Raw genomic sequence first — 18100 nt, forward strand, 5'->3', positions numbered from 1 at the left:
GTTGAGCCAACTGGTATGCACGGATGGCGAGGCACTGCGCGTGCTGCGGCGCGCGCCGGTTGTGTCAGTGGAATTCGCGGCTCGACGTGCGCAGGCCGCCGAGCAGCGGCGTCAGATCCTCGAAATGCTGCACGACGAGGTGCCTCACGTCGCTCGCGACCTGCCACACGCCGGACGCGGCAAGCAGCCGCGAATCGAGGGTTTCGCGGCGCTGCCGCGCGAGCAGCTCGGGCCGGACGATCAGGTTCACGCAGCCCGTTTCGTCCTCGAGCGTCATGAACATCACGCCTTTCGCGGTGCCCGGCATCTGCCGTGCGGTCACGAGCCCGCACGCGCGCGCGAGCCGCCCGTCGGGGCGGTCGTGCAATTCGGCCGCGGACGACAGCCGCCGCGCGCGCAGTTCGGGCCGCAGCAGCGCGACGGGATGGCGGTTCAGCGTGAGGCCGGTGGTGTGATAGTCGGCGAGGATGTCGTCGGCTTCCGACGGCGCGCCGAGCGCAGGCTTCTCCACTTCGTCGATCGGCGCGGTCGCGAGCAGGTCGCGTTCGGGGGCGGCTGCAACCGCTTGCCATAGCGCATCGCGGCGATGGCCGGCGAGCGTCGCAAGCGCGTTCGCGGCGGCGAGCGCTTCGAGATCGCGGCGTTCGAGCTGCGCGCGACGTGCGAGGATATCGACGTTGTCGAACGGGCCGGCCGTGCGCGCGGCTTCGATGCGGCGTGCGGCGGCTTCGCCGAGCCCCCGCACGAGCGACAGGCCGAGCCGCACGGCGGGCTGGCCGTGCGGAGGCGGCTGGTCGGGCAACGCTTCGAGCGATGCTTCCCAGTTGCTTTGCGTCACGTCGATCGGCCGCACCTGCACGCCGTGCCGCTTCGCGTCCTGCACGAGCTGCGACGGCGGGTAGAAACCCATCGGCTGGCTGTTCAGCAGCGCGGCGAGGAAGATCGCCGGTTCGTGGCATTTGAGCCAGCTGCTGGCGTACGCGAGTTTCGCGAAGCTGGCTGCGTGGCTTTCGGGGAAACCGTAATCGCCGAAGCCCTTGATCTGTTCGAAGATCTGTTCGGCGAAGTCGGGCGGATAGTCGCGCTCGCGCATCCCGTCGACGATCTTGCGGTGATATTTCTCGAGATTGCCCTTGCGCTTCCACGCGGCCATCGCGCGGCGCAGTTCATCCGCCTCGCCGGGCGTGAAGCCTGCCGCGATCATCGCGATCTGCATCACCTGTTCCTGGAAGATCGGCACGCCGTACGTACGCTCGAGTGCAGGCTTCAGGTCCTCCTTCGGATAACTGACCTTTTCGAGTCCCTGGCGGCGTTTCAGATAGGGGTGCACGGCCCCGCCCTGGATCGGCCCCGGCCGCACGATCGCAACCTCGATCACCAGATCGTAGTAAGTCTCCGGGCGCAGGCGCGGCAGCATCGACATCTGCGCGCGCGATTCGATCTGGAACACGCCGACCGTGTCGGCACGACAGATCATGTCGTAGGTCGCCTTGTCATCCTGCGGAATGTGCTTCAGCGTGAACGGCTCGCCATCCGGCTCCGGCGGCCCGCGCCACGCGGTACGCATGTCGAATGCGCGATGCAGCGCCGACAGCATGCCGAGCGCGAGCACGTCGACCTTCATCAGCTTGAGCGATTCGAGGTCGTCTTTATCCCACTGGATCACGCGCCGCCCGTCCATCGCCGCGTTCTCGACCGGCACGAGCCGCGTGAGCTTGCCGCGGCTGATCACGAAGCCGCCCGAGTGCTGCGACAGATGACGCGGAAAGTTGAGGAGCCGCGCGGCGAGCCGGGCCCATGCCTGGATGAGCGGCGTCTCGGGATCGAGCCCGATCGTCGAGAATTGCTGCAGCAGGTCGCGGCTACCGTCGAACCAGCGATGCGCTTTCGCGACGCGATCGACCAGCATCGGATCGACGCCGAGCGCCTTGCCGGTTTCGCGCAGCACGCCGCGCGGACGATACGTCGATACGGCGGCTGCGAGTGCTGCGCGGTTGTGTCCGTATTTTTCGTAGATATGCTGAATCACCTCTTCCCGGCGCTGATGCTCGAAGTCGACGTCGATATCGGGCGGCTCACCGCGTTCCGCGCTGATGAAGCGCTCGAACAGCATCGTGCTTTGCTCGGGATTCACCTCGGTGATGCCGAGGCAGAAGCAGACGACCGAGTTCGCCGCCGAGCCACGCCCCTGGCACAGGATGTTCTGGCTGCGCGCGTATTTGACGATGTCGTAGACGGTCAGGAAGAACGGCTCGTAACTCAGTTGCGCGATCAGGTCGAGTTCATACCGGATCTGCTTCGACACCTTCTCCGGCACACCTTGCGGATAGCGTGTGGCCGCCCCGGCCATGGTTTCCTGCTCCAGATAGCTCGTCGGCGTATGCCCCTTCGGCACGATCTCGTCGGGATACTCGTAGCGCAGCGAGTCCAGTTCGAAAGGACACGCATCGAGAATCGCGCACGTCTCCGCAATCTCCTCCGGCGAGAACAGATTCCCGATCCGGTTCCGCCCACGCAAATGCTGTTCCGCATTCGGCGCAAGCGCATACCCGCACTCGGAAACCGGCATGCCGACGCGAATCGCCGTCATCACGTCCTGTAGTTCCTTGCACGAGCGCCGGTGCATCGTCACGTCGCCCAGCGCGACGATGCGCACGCCGCGCCGTTCGCCCGCCGCGCGAATCTCCTCGCGCTGCGCACCGTCCAGCGCGCGCTGCAGTTGCACGAGCCCGAGCCGCGCCCGCTCGCCGAACGTCGCGCGAAACCACGCGACCTGCGCATCGAGTACATCGGCACGTACCGGATACGCGGGCACGAGGATCGCAAAGCAGTCGGGCATGCCGCGCAAGTGCGCAAACTCGGCAGGCGGCGCCGACAGCATCCGCGACGTCAGCTTGTAAGTGCCCTTCGGCGACGCCATCCTCCGCCACGAAATCAGTTCGGACAGGTTGCCGTAGCCTTCACGATTTTGCGCAAGCAACACGAGCCCGAACGCGCCCGGACCCGGATCGTGGCCGGGTGCGACTTCATCCGGCGTAACTTCGAAATACGAACCGATGACGAGCGGCAACCCCTTCGCCTTCGCCGCGACGTGCATGCGCGGCGCGCCGGCAAGCGAGCATTCGTCGGTGATCGCGATCCCGCGATAGCCGAGCTCGAACGCGCGCTCGACCAGTTCCTCCGCATGCGACGCGCCATGCAGGAACGAAAAGTTCGAACGGCAGAACAACTCCGCGTAATCGGGCAGCCAGCTGAATTCCGCAACCATGACCGTTCACCCGAACAGGCCGTGCAGGAACCAGCGCGGCTCGGCCTCGCTCCCCGCCCGCTCCTTGAACACCCAATAGCACGCACCAGCCTCGTCCTGCGCGACGCAGTAATCGCGCGCAGCGAGCTGACCGTCGAACCATCCGGCCTCGATCCGCTCCACCGACGACATCATCCTGAGCGGCGTATGAAATACCGGCCGCTCCCCGCGCATCAACAGCGGCAGCGGCTCCGCCAGCAACCACGCCGGCCTCGGCGGCACGGCCGGCGGCCCGCCGGCCGGCTTGCCGGCCTGCGCGTCGAGCGGCAGCCAGCGGTTCGCCGCCTCGGGCCGGTGATCGGCGACGGGCGCCGCGCGCAGCACGTTGTCCGCGCCGAGCCGCGCGACCAGCAGCTCGAACAGCCGCGCGCGCGTCTCGCGCGTGCCGCCCGGCTCGGGGAACAGATCGTCGGCCGGCGGCGCGACCGATTCGACGCGCGTGGCCTTCAGACGCACGGCAATCACCGCGGCCGGCAACTCGACGCGCGCGAGCCGCTCGCCGAGCAGCCGCATGAAATGCGCGTCGTCACGCACGGGCGACGCGAACGCGAGCTCGAGCGGCGTCGGCGGCACGGCCTGGCGGCCGCGCTCGTGTTCGAGATCGAACGTCATCGCGGCCAGCGACAGGTGCCGCGCGGCCAGCCAGCCGCACAGCTGCACGACGAGCCGCCGCGCCACGAACAACACGGCTTCCGCGTATTCGACCCGCTCCTGCAATTCGAGCCGCACGTCGAACACCGGCGGCACCGCCATCCATGCAAGCGGCTCGACCGCGTCGCCATACGCACGATCGAGCGCGGCCAGCAACGCGGGACCGCAGCGACGCTGCAGCCCCGCGCGCGGCAGGCCGCGCAGATCGGCGAGCGTGCGGCAACCGAGGCCGTCGAACCAGCCCGCATACGGACGCGCGTCGGGCAGCAGCACACAGGGCAGCCTGTCGAGCGCACGGACAAGCGAGGCCGGGCTCGCGACGCGGCGCCGGATGCGCGCACGAGCCGACACACGCGCGAGCAGCCACGCACCGCCCCCGGTCGGCGCGGCGGACAGGCGCGCCGCATAGCCGAGCGCCGCGAGCGTCGCGCGGACCTGGCGGCACAGCGACGGCAACCCGCCGAACAAGCGCAGGCTCGGGCCGACGTCGACGAGCAGCGTGGCTTCGTCGCCGAGCGCGACGCACGGCGAGAAGCGCAGCAGCGCGAGCGCGACCGCGCGCAGCGCATCGGCCTCGCGCGCGGGATCGCGTTCGACGAGCTGCGTGTGCGGCGCGAGCGTGAGCACGCCGCCGCGCTTCATGCCCGCGCGCACGCCCTGCCGGCGCGCGGCCGCGTCGGCGATCAGCACGACCCCCTGCTCGAGCACCGCACAGCCTGCGCCGCCGGCGTCGCCCGCCTCGCCGTCAGACGGAGGCGCGACGCACACGTCGAGCGGCAGGCGCGGCAGATGGATGCCGAGCAAGACGCGCATAGCGGCTCTCCACGATGGGCGACGGCAGGTCGAGCACGAGCGGCTCGCTGCGGGCGGGGCCGCGACGCTTGACGATGTCGAGGGACACGCCGCCCGGCACCGGGTACAGCGCGACGCGCAGCACGGCCGGCGACGGCTGCCGCTCGGCCGACAGCGGGCGCAGCATCACGAACAGCGTGTCGCCCGTGCGCGCGGCCGCGAGATGCAGGCGCCGCAGCGCATCGGGCCGCGCGTCCTGCCACAGCAGCAGCGCGCCGCAACAACCGGTCTTGAGTGCCTGCTCGGCGGCCCACAACGCATCCGTGTGGCTGCCGGCACGCAACCACAGCAGCGCGTCGGCCGGCACGCCGAGACTGGCGAGCGCGGTCGCATGCGGCGACTGCGGCGGCGCGACGAGCGCGAGTGGCCGCCGGGCGCTGACGGTGCGCGCGAGCGCGGGCGCGAGCAGCCGCATCTCGCCGCAGCCCGGCTGCGCGGCCAGCAGTTCGACGAGCCCGCCGACCGGCCAGCCGCCGCCCGGCAGCTCGGCCGACAGCGGCGCGAAGCCGGTCTCGATCGTGCGCGGACCGCCGCGCGCGAGCTGCGAGCCGCGCCACAGCGTTATTCCCCCCGTCATCGAATACATACTTGAGTCGAGGAGAGCATCGATAGAACTCGCCCGTTCCTTGGGGGCACGTATCTGCGAAGCGGCCGCGTCGGTACGATTCACGATCAGGCTCCCGAATACTGTATAAATATACAGTCATTCTAGCGCAAGATTTCGAGATTGCGGGGACCCGCCGAGATCCAGCCGCCGTATCCGATCTGCCCTCGGTCGAGGGAGCGCTTAGGGTTCCTTTGACTCCCGTGCCACTTTCCGGTGAGACCCACCTCGGCCTGGCGGTGCTGTAGCCCCGATTCAATAGCCAAAGTAATCATGGACTTGCTGACTACACGATGCAGTGGGGGGCAGTGGTGGTGACTGGCGGCTCTGCCGAGCGAACCCCGAGGCGCCAAGCTGGCATCCGGCATGCTTATAACGCAAGCTTTGGCGGGCCATAGATGCCGTAGTTCGGCCCAGTGCCGCTCACGGCGGCGCTCGATCGGTAGCCAGCGACGAAGTGACCGAGGATGTATTTGCCGCTACCTCCGACCGAAGCATCGATCTGGAACGCCGCGAATGCGACGATCGGCACATAGGATTTAGTCGCGCTTTGCGAAACGACGGGCATGACTACCGTCGCGCCAACGGGCACCGAACCATAGAGAGCAGTTTTCGTACCAGGGACAAGATAGATATTGTCGCCAATACTCAGTGGTGCGGGGTTTCCGTTCTCCATGAGCCCGGTCAGCGTTGGCACGTCGTTGGCGTTTGCCAAGAATGATGTCCATGTGCCGGCAATGCACGCCGCACCATACAATTGCCCGTTGGTAATCAGGATCTCGTACGGCCCGCCGGTCAGCGGGTTCACAAGCGGCTGGTTTGTCGCCGAGTTCCAGTACAGCCCATAAACGCACTCGTCTACCGCGATTGGAAACACCCCTCCGGCACCGATCTCGCCGGGCGACGTAACGACGGCGACGGCGGTCGCGGTCCCGGACGCGCCCGGAATCCCAAGTAGGCGTCCCAGAAGCAACGGGATCTGGCCGCCATTGACGTTTGTCGTGCGAGAAACGGTTACCTGCACGCCAGGAGCATCGTAAGTGCCGGGCTTAATGGACGTCGATTGCATTCCATACGGGCTTCGCGCCAAATTCCAATAGCCGGTGGATACAGTGCCCGTCGATAGGACTGCCCCAGCAGCTCGATTCAGGGTGACAGCATTGTTGGCCGCGACCGTGGCTTGGGACCAATTCAGCGTCGATGCGCCGGCGGAAGTCAGCTTCGCAGCACCGGCCAGCGCAGCTGCGTCGGCGGCATTCTGCAGCTCGTTCTTGACGACAGAGACCCACGCGATATCGATTGCCAAGGCGCCGAACGACAGAAGCGGGATCAAGAACAGAACGAAGAATAGCGCTACGGAACCACGTTGTCGCTGGAGGCCCCCCGGATGCCGATCGTGAGAAATAGCATTTCGATGCTGATGTGATGCACATTGCATATATCGCATCCCTCATCGCTTCGTATTGTTTGACGGCGATAGGGCTCGAGAGGCCGGGCACACCGCCCCATACATTGAAAGCTCACGATCCGAACGGATCACGGCGTTGCTGTAATGATCGAGATACTTGTATCCCGATCTCGCCCTCGTTTGTGCGCCATCCTGTGAATTCGCCCCGTCTGCCCGACACGATGACTTCCGGACTGCGAATAACGGTATAGCTCAATTCTCGAGGGTTTTCAAAGGGCGCAAAGTGACGATTTCAAGTGCAAGTCGGAAAATCTGAATCGTCAAAGCCGGCCATCGAAGACCGCCTTCATCGTTGAACCCGACGGCCTCAACGGACTTCGAGACTGCGGCGGGCGGCGTATCGGACAACTCGCGGGGTGAGCGGTGCGACAGTGATGCCGTCGGAGCATTTTGACCCAGCCAGACGTGTCAATTCTGCCCACGCATGCAGCGAACAATACCAATGCGCCAGGCGATCAGCGCCGGGCGCAGCGGGCATGCGGTTAGGTGGACGTAAACCATCTTGTGAAAAAAAGCCCGCTCGAAGCGGGCTCAAAACAAGCTTGTTGACATGTGCATGGGGATGCACACGTGCAGCGTACTCAGCCGAGTCGTTCACCGGAACGCGAGTTAACCCACCTGCAAACGTTCAACGTTCGCTGCCGGTCTCCATGATTCGATTACCGCCCCTGCCAACACTGTGTCACCTCGCAGTGGTTACACGATTGAATCAGCTTTGATCGGGTTTTCGAAAATCGCACCGCACCGAACCGTATCGATCGCTGATACGTTGGCCGGCCGAACATCAAGTGAATCGATTTCCGGTCGTCTGGGCACTGCGAGCCATAGGCTTGGCCGCGGCGGGCTGTTCGAACGCATGGCCACAGGCACTGCCCGCTTGACCGACGGGCACATTTCAGAGTTGAAACATCGGTCGAGGCGATCGATTGGCGAGCATCCCCGCGCGAATTTTGCTGCCGAGCCGGGCATTACCTGCTCGTGCTTAACGGTCTCGGCCTGCGCATTCGGTCGCTCTGACGATACATTCCTGAAACAAAAAGTGCTTTTCTCGGCGATGCGTTTCGTTGCGTAGGCGGTTTTGGGCACGCAACCGTCGACGTAATAATGGGTGGCACGCTGCTTGCCTTATATGTCGCACCGGCGAGCAGTCGACACGACGTAACAAGGATTTGGCGCAGACAACTCGTCAATAAGTCAGTCGGGGAAACGACGATGAAGACCATCAGCAATAGCTTCGCCTGCGCGAACTTCGCGCACGAACGGGGCAGTCGCAAAAATCGGGGTATCGCTCGTGACAGAGTGCCAACTGCGCGAGTCTCTCCTTGCCGACTTCTCGGCATTCGCACGCTCCGCTTGCTGAAGCGGTTGTCGCTCTCCGAGGCAACCGAGCGGCAGCGGTGTTCGTCTTCATTCAGTTCACCCGGATGGATCCGCCTTCTCGTACCAGACAGCGTGACGCCGATTGGCTTCGGCCATGCCGGGTCGATTTGATTGCTCCTGGCAGATCCCAGCAGTGGCTAGGTAGATCGAACATCTGTCGGTCGAAGTACACGGAATAGACTTCGTCGTTCGACCGGGCAAACGGTATCCCCCTTGATTGCAATGCGGGTCCGTTGTCGAGCGAATTAGAAGTTCGTATTTAAGGAGCGTTGTATTATTTGGTGACACAGCATTCCGCTGCGAGATTAATTTAAATCGCGACCCGAAATGAATCGACCGACATTTCGGGCGGGAAGGTCGCGATTTTTTTCGCGAGCAAGTTAATGTTCACAAATTTAATCCAAAACATCCACCATAAAAATTTGGATAACTTAAAAAATAGAAATTAGTCTTCAAGCGACAAAAGAAAGACCGCAAATTCACAAGGAAGTTTGAGTATTTTAGCTAGGAATCCTTAATTAAGGATTGCTTCGAGACGAGAAGATTGATGGCGTGCAACCTTCCTCGTTCATTCTCTCCACGCCGTTATGGAGTCGACCATGAAGAAGCTTCTGATTGCAGCAGCAGTTCTGGCGTTCTCGGGTGCAGCGTTCGCAGGCAGCGGCACGGTGTCGAGCAGCAACTCGTCGAGTGGTGGCCAGACGATGGCCGGGGTTGCTGGCTTCGGTCATTTCACCGCGACCGATTCCGGCTCGGCACTCGGCGCAGCCGGCGCAACGGCCGGCTACGGCGGCAGCGGATCGGTCTCGTACACGAACCATACCCAAACGTCGTCGGTTAGCGGCTTCGGGTTCGGCGGCTCGCAGGCTGGCGGTAGCAGCGGCGCGAACGCGGGCTCGACCGGCTGGACACATCACCACTAAGCCGCTGCGCGTAGCGTTCGTCAATGGCTGGCGGTACGGGAGCCGGGCCTTGTTCCGCAAGGGCGGGCCGGGTTCCTGGACTGCCGAACAATCTCACAGCAAGGAATTGCTATGAAAGCCAACGTCATATTAGCGACTGCGCTCACCGTCATATCGTCGGCTGCATTGGCCGCCGGTTCGTCCACGACCAACCAGACGCAATCCGTTGCGGCGGGTGTTTCCGGTTCGGTGCTGGTCGGCTCCGGAAGCTATACCGGCAACTCGACGTCGACGGCGGGCGCGAATGCAGGCAGTACCGTGACACCGAGCGGCTCCGCCGGCACGGCGTTCGCGCATCACAACTCGACTTCGACGGCCAGCGGTTCGGGCACGAACGGGGGTGCGTTCGCGGCAGGTGGCGGTATCGGTGCCGCAGGTTCGTTCGCTGGCAACAGCAAAACGAACGAGAACGCGAATGCGCTTTCGGGAGGGGTGACCGCCACGATCGTACTCGGCGCGAACCACTACACGGCCACGGGCGCGAACGACAACGGCAATGCCAACGCGGGTGCTGTGGGATGGACGGGCAGTGGCGGATCGGGCGCGATCGCGGGCTCGAATCACACCAACTCGTCGACCGTGTGGAGTACCGGTCCGGCCGGCTCGCCTTCAGCATCGGGTGGAAGCCAGGGCAGCTCGAGCGCGACCGAGAGCAGTCATTAGTCAGGTGGGGGCCAGTTCCTCAACGACGCCGGTCTCTTATCCACCTTGTTGTCACGTAAGGAGTTGGCATGAAGCAGAACCTGATTGCCGCCGCTCTGATGCTCGCGTCTCTGACGGCGTATGGCGCTGACCGTGCTGCCGAGGACGTGCAATCGAATATGCAGACGTCAAACAAACCTTCTCAGACAACCAAACCGTCGGAACAACAAGCGCTTTCGTCGGGCAGTGCCATCGGCGGACCGGGCTCCCAACAGCAGCAGGGAATGCCGGATGGACCGTGGTCCCAGCTGGGTAGTGGCTGGAAGCAGTTCGGGGAAGCAGCAAAGCTGAAGTAATTCAGGGGAATTCGTACGGTTGCCTGGGTCGGAGGTCAAACCTCGTCCGGAGAGTGAAATGAACAGCAACAGGATCAAGGTGGCATGTGCGGCAATGTTCGCGATGACCACGATCGGGGCCCACGCGCAAACCGCCGATTCGACGTCGAGCGCGCAGTCGTCGACATCGTCGACGGCCATCAGTCAGGGTGGCGGGTCGAGCATGAATACGAACACGACGAGTTCGCGCGGCGGCAATGCCACCAGCAACAGCGGGGTGCGCGGCAGCGGCAATTCGAGCGTGAATGTCAACCTGACGATGCCGTCCAGCACGAGCGGCGGCTCGAACGTGACGCCGCAGAGCGTGAGCGCACTCCAGGCGCCCGGCTCGCCCGGTACCAACCCGTACAACACCCAGGCGGCGGAAAACGTCAACTACTCGGGTACGCAGACGATCAAGACGAACCCGGCGATCCAGGCGCCCGGCCTCACGACCACGCTGTCCGACACCTGCATGGGGTCGGTGAGCATCGGCATGTCGTTCCCGGGGTTCGGCATGACGGGCGGCACGACGCTGGTCGATCAGGCCTGCGTGCGCCGTCTCGATGCGCGTGAATTCCGCGCGATGGGGCTGACCGACGTGGCGCTCGCGCTGCTCTGCCAGAGCGATGCGAACCGGCGCGCGGTGGAAGCGACCGGGCACCTGTGCCCGGGTACGACCGCGCCGCTCGCGCGCTCGAACGTGGCGCCTTCCGCCGAAGCGACCGTGGCCGACGACGTGAAGTATCGCGACCCGATCGTGCGCAACCGCATGGGCCTGCCGCCACTCGATGCCGCGGCACCTGCGCCCGCGCAGACGCGGCCGGTGGCGACCGCCGCGGTCGAGGTGGCACCGGCTCCGGTGTCGGTGCCTGTGCCGTCGATCGCCGCGCCGGCCGTCAGCGCGGTGCCTGCTGCGACTCAAGCGGCTGCCGTCGCACCTGTCGCCGTGCCGGTTGCCGCGGCCGCACCGATGGTGAACGCCGCGCCTGCCGTCGCACCGGTTGCCGCAGCCACACCGGTTGCCGCGGCAGCACCGGTGGTGAGCGCCGCACCTGCCGTCGCACCGGCCGCGATGAGCGCGGTGCCTGCTGCCGCCATCGTTGCCGCGCCGGCCGTCGCCGAGAAGGCGCCGGAACAACCCGCGCCGGCTGTCGCCGAGAAGGCGTCGGAACCACCCGCGCCGGCAGTGGCCGACAAGGCACCGGAACCCGCGCCGGCCGCGGCGGAAACCGCAGCGCAAGCCGCGCTCGCGCCGGCCGCCGACGCGAAGGTGCCCGACACCGCGCAAGCCGCACCGGCGGCGACCGAGGCCGCACCGCAGGTAGCCGACGCAGCACCGCCCGCGGCCGATGCGAAGGCGGTCGAACCGGCTCCGCAGGCAGCAGCCGAAGCGCCCGCGCCCGAGGTCGCGCAGCCTGCGGCGGCTGCTGCCGTTGCCGACACGCCGGCCGTCGACGCAAAGGCGACGGACGCGGAGGAATCCGCTGCCGCGCGTGCCCCGTCCGCCGACATGCCGGCCGTATCCGATACGGTGAAGGAGCTGGCGCCGGCCACCGTCGACCAGCAGGCCGCGCCGGCCTCGCCGGCTCCGGCCATCATCTCGACGAGCACGTCGTCGTAAGCACGCGGGCCCGGCTCTCGCGCGACCGGCATGCCGGGCGCGCGGGAGCCGCCGGGTCCGCTGCGCGACGCACGTCGCAAGTTTGACGGGTGTTGGTCCCATCCCCGAGGCCAACACCTCTTTTTGCCTGACGACGGTACAAGGAGGCCTCAATCATGAGGATCTTTTTGGTCGCTCTGCTGCTGTACGGCACGCAAGCCGTTGCGCAGTCGGTTTTCCAGAATCCCGCGGTCTTCGTCATCCTGAGCGAGCAGACTGCCGCGAACGCCGTGAGCGTCCAGCAGGCGCTGACGACGCTCGGTCGCCCGGACAACACCGCATGCGTGCCGATGATGATGGTCGGCGACCCGCAGATGATTTACATGATGCCGGAGGAAGGGCACGCACCGTCGTGGCAATCGCCGGTGTACGGCCGCGGCGCGCCGTTCGAAGCGCAGAGCGGGCCGGCTTCAACCGGCAAGACGGTCGGCGCGATGCAGCGCGCCGAGGACATGCGCACGCAGCCGTGGAGCGACAGCAGCGCGATCACGCAGAAGATCGCGGGCGAGTCGAGCGTGTCCGCGTCGGAGCGGGTCAGCGACTGGCAACGCAACGGGCTGAACACGATCGAGACGGCGCCCGCGACGGAGGTGACGGTCAACGGCAGGACCTACCGCACCTATCGCGAAGAACTCAACCGGGCCGCGCGGCCCGCCGTCGAACCGCAGATCTATACGCAGCGCGTCGTGTTCTGCCGATAACGAACTTTCCCGGGCGGACACGCCGGCAGCGCGGCGCGCGGGCAGGAAGACCTGCCGCGCACCGATTCGCGCCACGCTCCGCCAGACAACCCTACGCGGCGAGGCCATCGTGAACCATTACTGCCCGATCAGACTGTCAGGCCAACAGGAGGGCGAACGGACCGCATGCATGCCGCCGTTCGTCCCGGGCCGGCGTCACGCTACCGTGCTGGCGCGCCCGCTCGTGTATCTGTCGCAGCATCCCGATGCGGCGCTCGTCGACTGTCTCGCATCGTGCGGCTGGAACGTGTGGCGTGCGAAATCCGTTGCGGACGCACTCAATCTCGTCAAGGCGAACCGCCTGCACGCGGGCATCGTCGATTTCGACGACTTCGCGTCGCCCGACATCGCGTCGTTCGAGGCGCTGCTGCGCGACCCGCGTATCGGCTGGGTCGCGCTCGTCGACGACGAGCGCCTGCGCGACGCCGCCGTCGCGCGCCTGATCCGCCAGTGCTGCTTCGACTACGTGGGCAATGCGACGGCCTGCAGGACGATCGGCTATCTCGTCGGCCATGCGTACGGGATGCTGAACCTGGTGGAAAGCGAAAAACCGGCCGTCGATGCCGCACCGCCCGGCGGTGCGATGATCGGCGCATGCGGCGCGATGCGCCGGCTGTTCGCGACGATCCGCAAGGTCGCCAACACCGAGGCCGCCGTGTTCATCGCCGGCGAATCCGGGACCGGCAAGGAGTTGACCGCGGCGGCGATCCACCAGCATTCGTCGCGCGCCGACGCGCCGTTCGTCGCCGTGAATTGCGCGGCCATCCCGTCGACGCTGCTGCAGGCCGAGCTGTTCGGCCATGAACGCGGCGCGTTCACCGGCGCGCACCAGCGCAAGATCGGCCGCATCGAGGCCGCGCACGGCGGCACGCTGTTTCTCGATGAAATTGGCGACATGCCGTTCGAGAGCCAGGCGAGCCTGTTGCGGTTCCTGCAGGAGGGCAAGATCGAGCGGCTCGGCGGGCGCGTGTCGATTCCGGTGGACGTACGGATCGTGTCCGCGACCCATGTCGATCTCGAGGCCGCGATGCAGGCCGGGCGGTTCCGTGCGGACCTGTATTACCGCCTGTGCGTGCTGCGTATCGACGAGCCGCCGCTGCGCGCGCGAGGCCCCGACATCATGCTGCTCGCCGATTACATGCTCCAGCGCCATCGCGGCGACAGTGCGCACCGGATTCGCGGTTTCACACCGTGCGCAATCGAGGCGATCCACAACTATCCGTGGCCCGGTAATGTGCGCGAGCTGATCAATCGGATTCGGTCCGCGGTCGTGATGACGAACGGCTCGATGATCTCCGCTGCCGACCTCGAACTGAATCAGTACACGTCTCGCAACCCGCCTTCACTCGCCGACGTGCGCCGGCAAGCGGAGCGGCGCATGCTCGTGGACGCGTTGATGCGGCATCCGCACCGACATGCCGACGTCGCGGCGGAGCTGGGCATTTCGCGCGCGACGTTGTACCGCCTGATGATCGCACATGACCTGCACGGATGACGCAAGTACGCCACTCATGTATCTGTCGAAGCGAGGTGCCGGCGCCGCTCTCGGAGTCCATCCAATTCAATGACGTCTGCCTGGGTACTGTGACAGTTAGCCGGGCCAGACGTCCTCGGCGTGTTCCCGATTGCGACCTTCAACGTAGTGACTCATTGCGCGTATAGGATGACTGCAATTCTGCCGTCGTGGACCGGCCAGAGTTTCATAGACACTCACGAGCCGTTTAGCGCGTAGCGCCGCTCAAACTCGACAGGTGACAAGTCGCCGGCGGAACCATGCCGGCGAATCGGGTTGTAGAACATCTCAATGTAATCGAATACGTCCGTGGCAGCGGTAGCCCTGTTCGGGTAGATGCGCCGCTTGATTCGCTCCTTCTTCAACGCGCTGAAGAAGCTTTCGGCAACGGCGTTATCGTGGCAATTACCGCGACGACTCATGCTCGGCACCATATGGTGAGCCCTTAGGAATGACTGCCAGTCATCGCCGGTGAACTGACTGCCCTGATCCGAATGCACCATAACGCCTGGTCCCGGTTTGCGCTTCCAGACTGCGGCCAGCAAAGCCTGCAATACCAGATCGCTGGTCATCGTTGATCGCGTGGCCCAGCCGACGATCTGACGCGAGTACAGATCCATGACCGCCGCCAGATACAGCCAGCCTTCGTAGGTTCGGATGTACGTGATGTCGGTGACCCAGACCCTGTTCGGCGCGTCGGGGGCGAACTCCCGATTCAGGATATTGGCCACCACGCCAACCGGACCGCCACGATAGCGAGGCTTGCTGCCGTAGCCAACCTCGGCGCGCAAACCTTCTCTCCGCATTAACCGGAGCACGCGGTGACGACTGCACATCTCGCCCGATTCACGCAAATCCACCGTGATTTTGCGGTAACCGTAGACGCCGCCGCTGGCCAGCCAATGATGCTTGATCAGACCCAGCAGTCGGTCGTCCTCGTGCTTGCGTGCACTGCCCGACTGACGCTGCCAGACGTAATAGCCGCTGCGATGAACGCCGAGCACTCGGCACATCGTCCGCAGACAGTGCTCGTTGATATGGGCCCGCATGAACGCGTACCTTGCTGTCATCCCTTTGCAAAGTACGCGGCGGTAGGTTCAATGAGTCGCTGCAACAGCCTCGCATATTTTATCGGCCGGAGACATGAAGCCCAATGTCTTTCTGGGCCTTTCATTGAGCCGCGCTGCGATCCTATTCAATTCCGCCTGCGAGTATTGATCAAGTTGCATACCGTGGGGCAAGTACTGACGCAGGAGTCGCTTCGTGTTTTCGTTGGTACCACGTTGCCAAGGACTTCGCGGGTCGCAGAAGTAGACCTTCACGTCCGTCGCGATCGTGAAGTCTTTGTGGTTCGCCAACTCCATGCCGCGGTCCCAGGTGAGCGACTTGCGTAGATGCTGCGGCAACCGCTTAACTTCGCGCTTCAGGCCCGCCACAACGCTCACCGTGTCTTTTCCCTTTACCTTGACGATGATGGTGAATCTCGAGCGCCGCTCGACCAAAGTGGCGACATGAGTATTGTTGGCGCCACTGACGAGATCTCCTTCCCAGTGCCCCGGCACCGCACGGTCGGCTGCTTCAGGTGGTCGCTCGTGAATCGAAACCGCGTCAGCAATCTTATTGCGAGCGCCCTTCGTGCTGGACGAGCGTGAGTGACGCATCTTCCGCTGGGTCCGCAAGTGATACTGCAGTTCCTTCTTCAGAACGCCGCGCGCTTGCACAAACAGGCTTCGATAGATCGTCTCGTGAGACACGCGCATCGCCTCATCATCGGCATATCGGTTCTTAAGCCAACCGCTCACTTGCTCTGGAGACCATTCGCGGCAAAGCTTACGCTCGACCGCATAGCGCAAGCGCCGGTTCTGCTCCAGGAGGCAGCGTTTGGGTCGCAGAGCAGCCTGCAAGGCTCGCTCATCTGCTTCCAGAGCTCGATAGTGGTCCGTTCCGCCGTTACGCGCAATCTCACGGGAAATCGTGGAAGGCGCGCGGTTCAACTGGCGGGCAATCGCTCGAATTGAAAGTCCAGCCGAGACGCCACGCGAGATCTCTTCACGTTCACTCAAGGTTAATGCCTGCAACGACCGCTTACGAGCAGCAGGGGTGTACCCTCCGCATAGTCGGATCACGCCGTAGATCGAGCCTGCAGGCTTGCCTAGCGCCTTCCCGATGCCAAGAAGCGATTCACCTGCCCGCCACCGCCGCCAAACCTCGGACTTGCCTTCTGGCGACAACCCCGGCCGTCCCATTTGTGCCATTCGTCAACCCTCCCTCATTCGATATTAGTAGGAAGGTGTTGCAACGATCGATTGAACCTACCGCGGCCTTTTTTAGAATGTCGCGCTCCTCGGTTACCCGCTTGAGTTCGGCCTTCAGTCGCCGCACCTCGGCGCTTTGATCCAGTTCCACCTGCCGCACCACATCTGGCTTATCGAACTTCGCCCGCCAGGCATACAGGCTGTGCGTTGTAATGCCCAAACGCTGGGCTACATCCGCCACCGAATGACCACGCTCGGTGACTTGCTTGACTGCTTCGATCTTGAACTCATCCGTGTACCGCTTGCCGCTCATACTGACCTCCTCGGTTGCCATAAATTATGGCTCGAAGATGTCTACGAAAGGCTGGCCGGTCCAGTGCCGCCCATGTTCATGAAGCTGAGTGAAGACGAGCAACTCCGTGTAGGTAATGCCTTTATGCGTCGTCTCGCACAGCAAGTGAATCCTGCGAATCCGGTACTCGGGCAGATGCAAGTCATTACCCTGATGGACGCCGGTGAGAGTTTGAGCGAGCGATTTGGTGTCGATCTCACCACACTGCTGCCAAAGGGCAGCTCCATTCAGACGTTCGCTCGCAAGCGACGAAAGCTCGCAGATTCCGACGCACAACCGACATGACGATCGACCATCCTGACGTCGTTCTCGGCACGCTGCTTGCCAAAGGCAGCCGCTCTCAACGACGCGCCAAGCTGACGGCGATGCACGAGATTTGTCGCAAACACCACGATTCAGGTTTCCGCGACTTTTCGCTTCCAACCATTGGGCGCCTGGCCGAAACTCAAGGAATACTAAAAGGACGCGTCCTCTACAACGCTCAGTCAGCCGACTATCGTGTCCTGATAGGGGCTTGGGCAGCCCTTGTTGGCCAGTCGCCGGCGCCGCCATCGAAACCGCTGGCGAACCATGAATACCTGATGCGTATCAACGATCCTGCCATTCGCTCCATCATGCAGGCCGCCATCGCCGAGCGTGACAAGCTCAAGGCGGAAGTCAATCTCCTGAAGGCCAACACTCAGGTAATCGTCGATCGACGCCCGGTTGGCGCCCGCGTCGCTAGCGCCCCCACGTCGCCACCCGTCATGCTATTCGGCAACGCCGAGCAACTCACGCCTTCCGAACGTGAAGCACTTGGGAAAGCGATTTCGGCAAAGCATCTTGAGGAGCAGGGGTGGCGAGAAGGGATGCATGGCGAGATCGTGAACGAGCGCGGTAGGACCGTGTTCGATATTGGATTTGCGCGCGCGATTCGCAAGATTCTCAGCGATTGACCGGTGCCGGAGGAAAAATATGCATTGCGATGTATCGATACATCGAAAAGACCCGCTATACAGAAGCAGATGCCATAAGGTATCCGAGCTACCGAATCACGAACTATGCATCCTTAGGGTAAAGGTACACAGCGACGGATGAAGGGATTCGGGAGAAATGGAGGATGCGAGCATGATGTCACCCACAACTGTATGGATATACAGTATATGGCAATGCGCTCGCGTCGCACAGCGCCGGTGCAAAACCGGTTTTCGTCAGAAGAAAAGCGACGGGAAAGCCCGCGCGGCCGTCATGTTACGCCGCGCCGGAGCGGGCGTGGCCGGATCGTGTCGCACGAACGCGCGCCACCGCCATCCGGCCCGAATCACCCGGCCGGGCCCGCACGCCAACCCGCGGGCAAA

General features: G+C 64.1%; 12 protein-coding genes and 3 pseudogenes. 8 read left to right on the forward strand and 7 right to left on the reverse strand.

Annotation, left to right across the window (positions count from 1 at the left end):
• Positions 1–64: 64 nt before the first annotated feature.
• The 4 genes from CFB50_RS15715 to CFB50_RS15730 all read right to left on the reverse strand — a co-directional run bounded on the left by CFB50_RS15715 (position 65) and on the right by CFB50_RS15730 (position 6852).
• Positions 65–3268, reverse strand: a complete 3204-nt coding sequence (locus tag CFB50_RS15715; RefSeq protein WP_089446461.1) for an error-prone DNA polymerase — start codon at positions 3266–3268, stop codon at positions 65–67.
• 6 nt (positions 3269–3274) lie between these two features.
• Complete coding sequence (locus tag CFB50_RS15720; RefSeq protein WP_089446462.1) at positions 3275–4771, reverse strand: Y-family DNA polymerase; 1497 nt, start codon at positions 4769–4771, stop codon at positions 3275–3277.
• Complete coding sequence (gene imuA, locus CFB50_RS15725) at positions 4704–5396, reverse strand: translesion DNA synthesis-associated protein ImuA (protein ID WP_089446463.1); 693 nt, start codon at positions 5394–5396, stop codon at positions 4704–4706. The genes CFB50_RS15720 and imuA overlap by 68 nt, the downstream gene beginning before the upstream one ends.
• Positions 5397–5784: 388 nt before the next feature.
• On the reverse strand, positions 5785–6852 hold the full coding sequence (locus tag CFB50_RS15730) for a pilus assembly protein TadG-related protein (protein ID WP_089446704.1): 1068 nt from the start codon (positions 6850–6852) through the stop codon (positions 5785–5787).
• Between the two features lie 2009 nt (positions 6853–8861).
• Between CFB50_RS15730 and CFB50_RS15735 the strand changes: the two genes are divergently transcribed.
• From CFB50_RS15735 to CFB50_RS15760, 6 genes and pseudogenes are all read left to right on the forward strand, one after another.
• Positions 8862–9185 (forward strand): hypothetical protein, encoded by a 324-nt coding sequence (locus CFB50_RS15735; RefSeq protein ID WP_089446464.1) that lies wholly within the window; start codon positions 8862–8864, stop codon positions 9183–9185.
• Positions 9186–9296: 111 nt separating this feature from the next.
• On the forward strand, positions 9297–9887 hold the full coding sequence (locus CFB50_RS15740) for a hypothetical protein (protein ID WP_089446465.1): 591 nt from the start codon (positions 9297–9299) through the stop codon (positions 9885–9887).
• Between the two features lie 68 nt (positions 9888–9955).
• Positions 9956–10284, forward strand: a pseudogene (locus CFB50_RS15745) (hypothetical protein).
• Positions 10281–11864, forward strand: coding sequence for a chemotaxis protein CheA (locus CFB50_RS15750; protein WP_089446467.1), 1584 nt, complete (start codon positions 10281–10283; stop codon positions 11862–11864). The pseudogene CFB50_RS15745 and the gene CFB50_RS15750 overlap by 4 nt, the downstream one beginning before the upstream one ends.
• 155 nt (positions 11865–12019) lie before the next feature.
• Positions 12020–12604: a hypothetical protein gene (locus CFB50_RS15755; protein WP_089446468.1), complete on the forward strand. Its 585-nt coding sequence runs from the start codon at positions 12020–12022 to the stop codon at positions 12602–12604.
• Between the two features lie 169 nt (positions 12605–12773).
• Positions 12774–14138, forward strand: a complete 1365-nt coding sequence (locus tag CFB50_RS15760; protein WP_256979081.1) for a sigma-54 dependent transcriptional regulator — start codon at positions 12774–12776, stop codon at positions 14136–14138.
• Positions 14139–14353: 215 nt separating this feature from the next.
• On the opposite strand, the pseudogene CFB50_RS40525 reads toward CFB50_RS15760, so the two are convergent.
• The 3 genes and pseudogenes from CFB50_RS40525 to CFB50_RS15775 form a co-directional block, all read right to left on the reverse strand.
• Positions 14354–15247: pseudogene (locus CFB50_RS40525) on the reverse strand (IS3 family transposase); the annotation flags it as partial.
• A 6-nt stretch (positions 15248–15253) separates the two neighbouring features.
• The gene (locus tag CFB50_RS40530; RefSeq protein ID WP_089446470.1) at positions 15254–16411 is read right to left on the reverse strand and encodes an IS30 family transposase; all 1158 of its coding nucleotides are present in this window, start codon (positions 16409–16411) and stop codon (positions 15254–15256) included.
• Positions 16412–16475: 64 nt separating this feature from the next.
• Positions 16476–16724: pseudogene (locus tag CFB50_RS15775) on the reverse strand (transposase); the annotation flags it as partial.
• A 72-nt stretch (positions 16725–16796) separates the two neighbouring features.
• Here CFB50_RS15775 and CFB50_RS15780 point away from each other — a divergent pair.
• Together CFB50_RS15780 and gmtX are read left to right on the forward strand one after the other, a co-directional pair.
• A complete protein-coding gene (locus tag CFB50_RS15780) occupies positions 16797–17048 on the forward strand; it encodes a hypothetical protein (RefSeq protein ID WP_256979082.1) in 252 nt (83 codons plus the stop codon).
• Positions 17045–17698 carry a gamma-mobile-trio protein GmtX gene (gene gmtX, locus CFB50_RS15785; protein ID WP_089446471.1) on the forward strand — a complete coding sequence of 218 codons (654 nt, stop codon included), beginning with the start codon at positions 17045–17047 and terminating at the stop codon, positions 17696–17698. The genes CFB50_RS15780 and gmtX overlap by 4 nt, the downstream gene beginning before the upstream one ends.
• The last annotated feature ends 402 nt before the right edge of the window (positions 17699–18100 follow it).

The sequence above is a fragment of the Burkholderia sp. AU33423 genome, from assembly GCF_002223135.1.
In the GTDB taxonomy this organism is placed as follows: Bacteria; Pseudomonadota; Gammaproteobacteria; order Burkholderiales; family Burkholderiaceae; genus Burkholderia; species Burkholderia lata_D.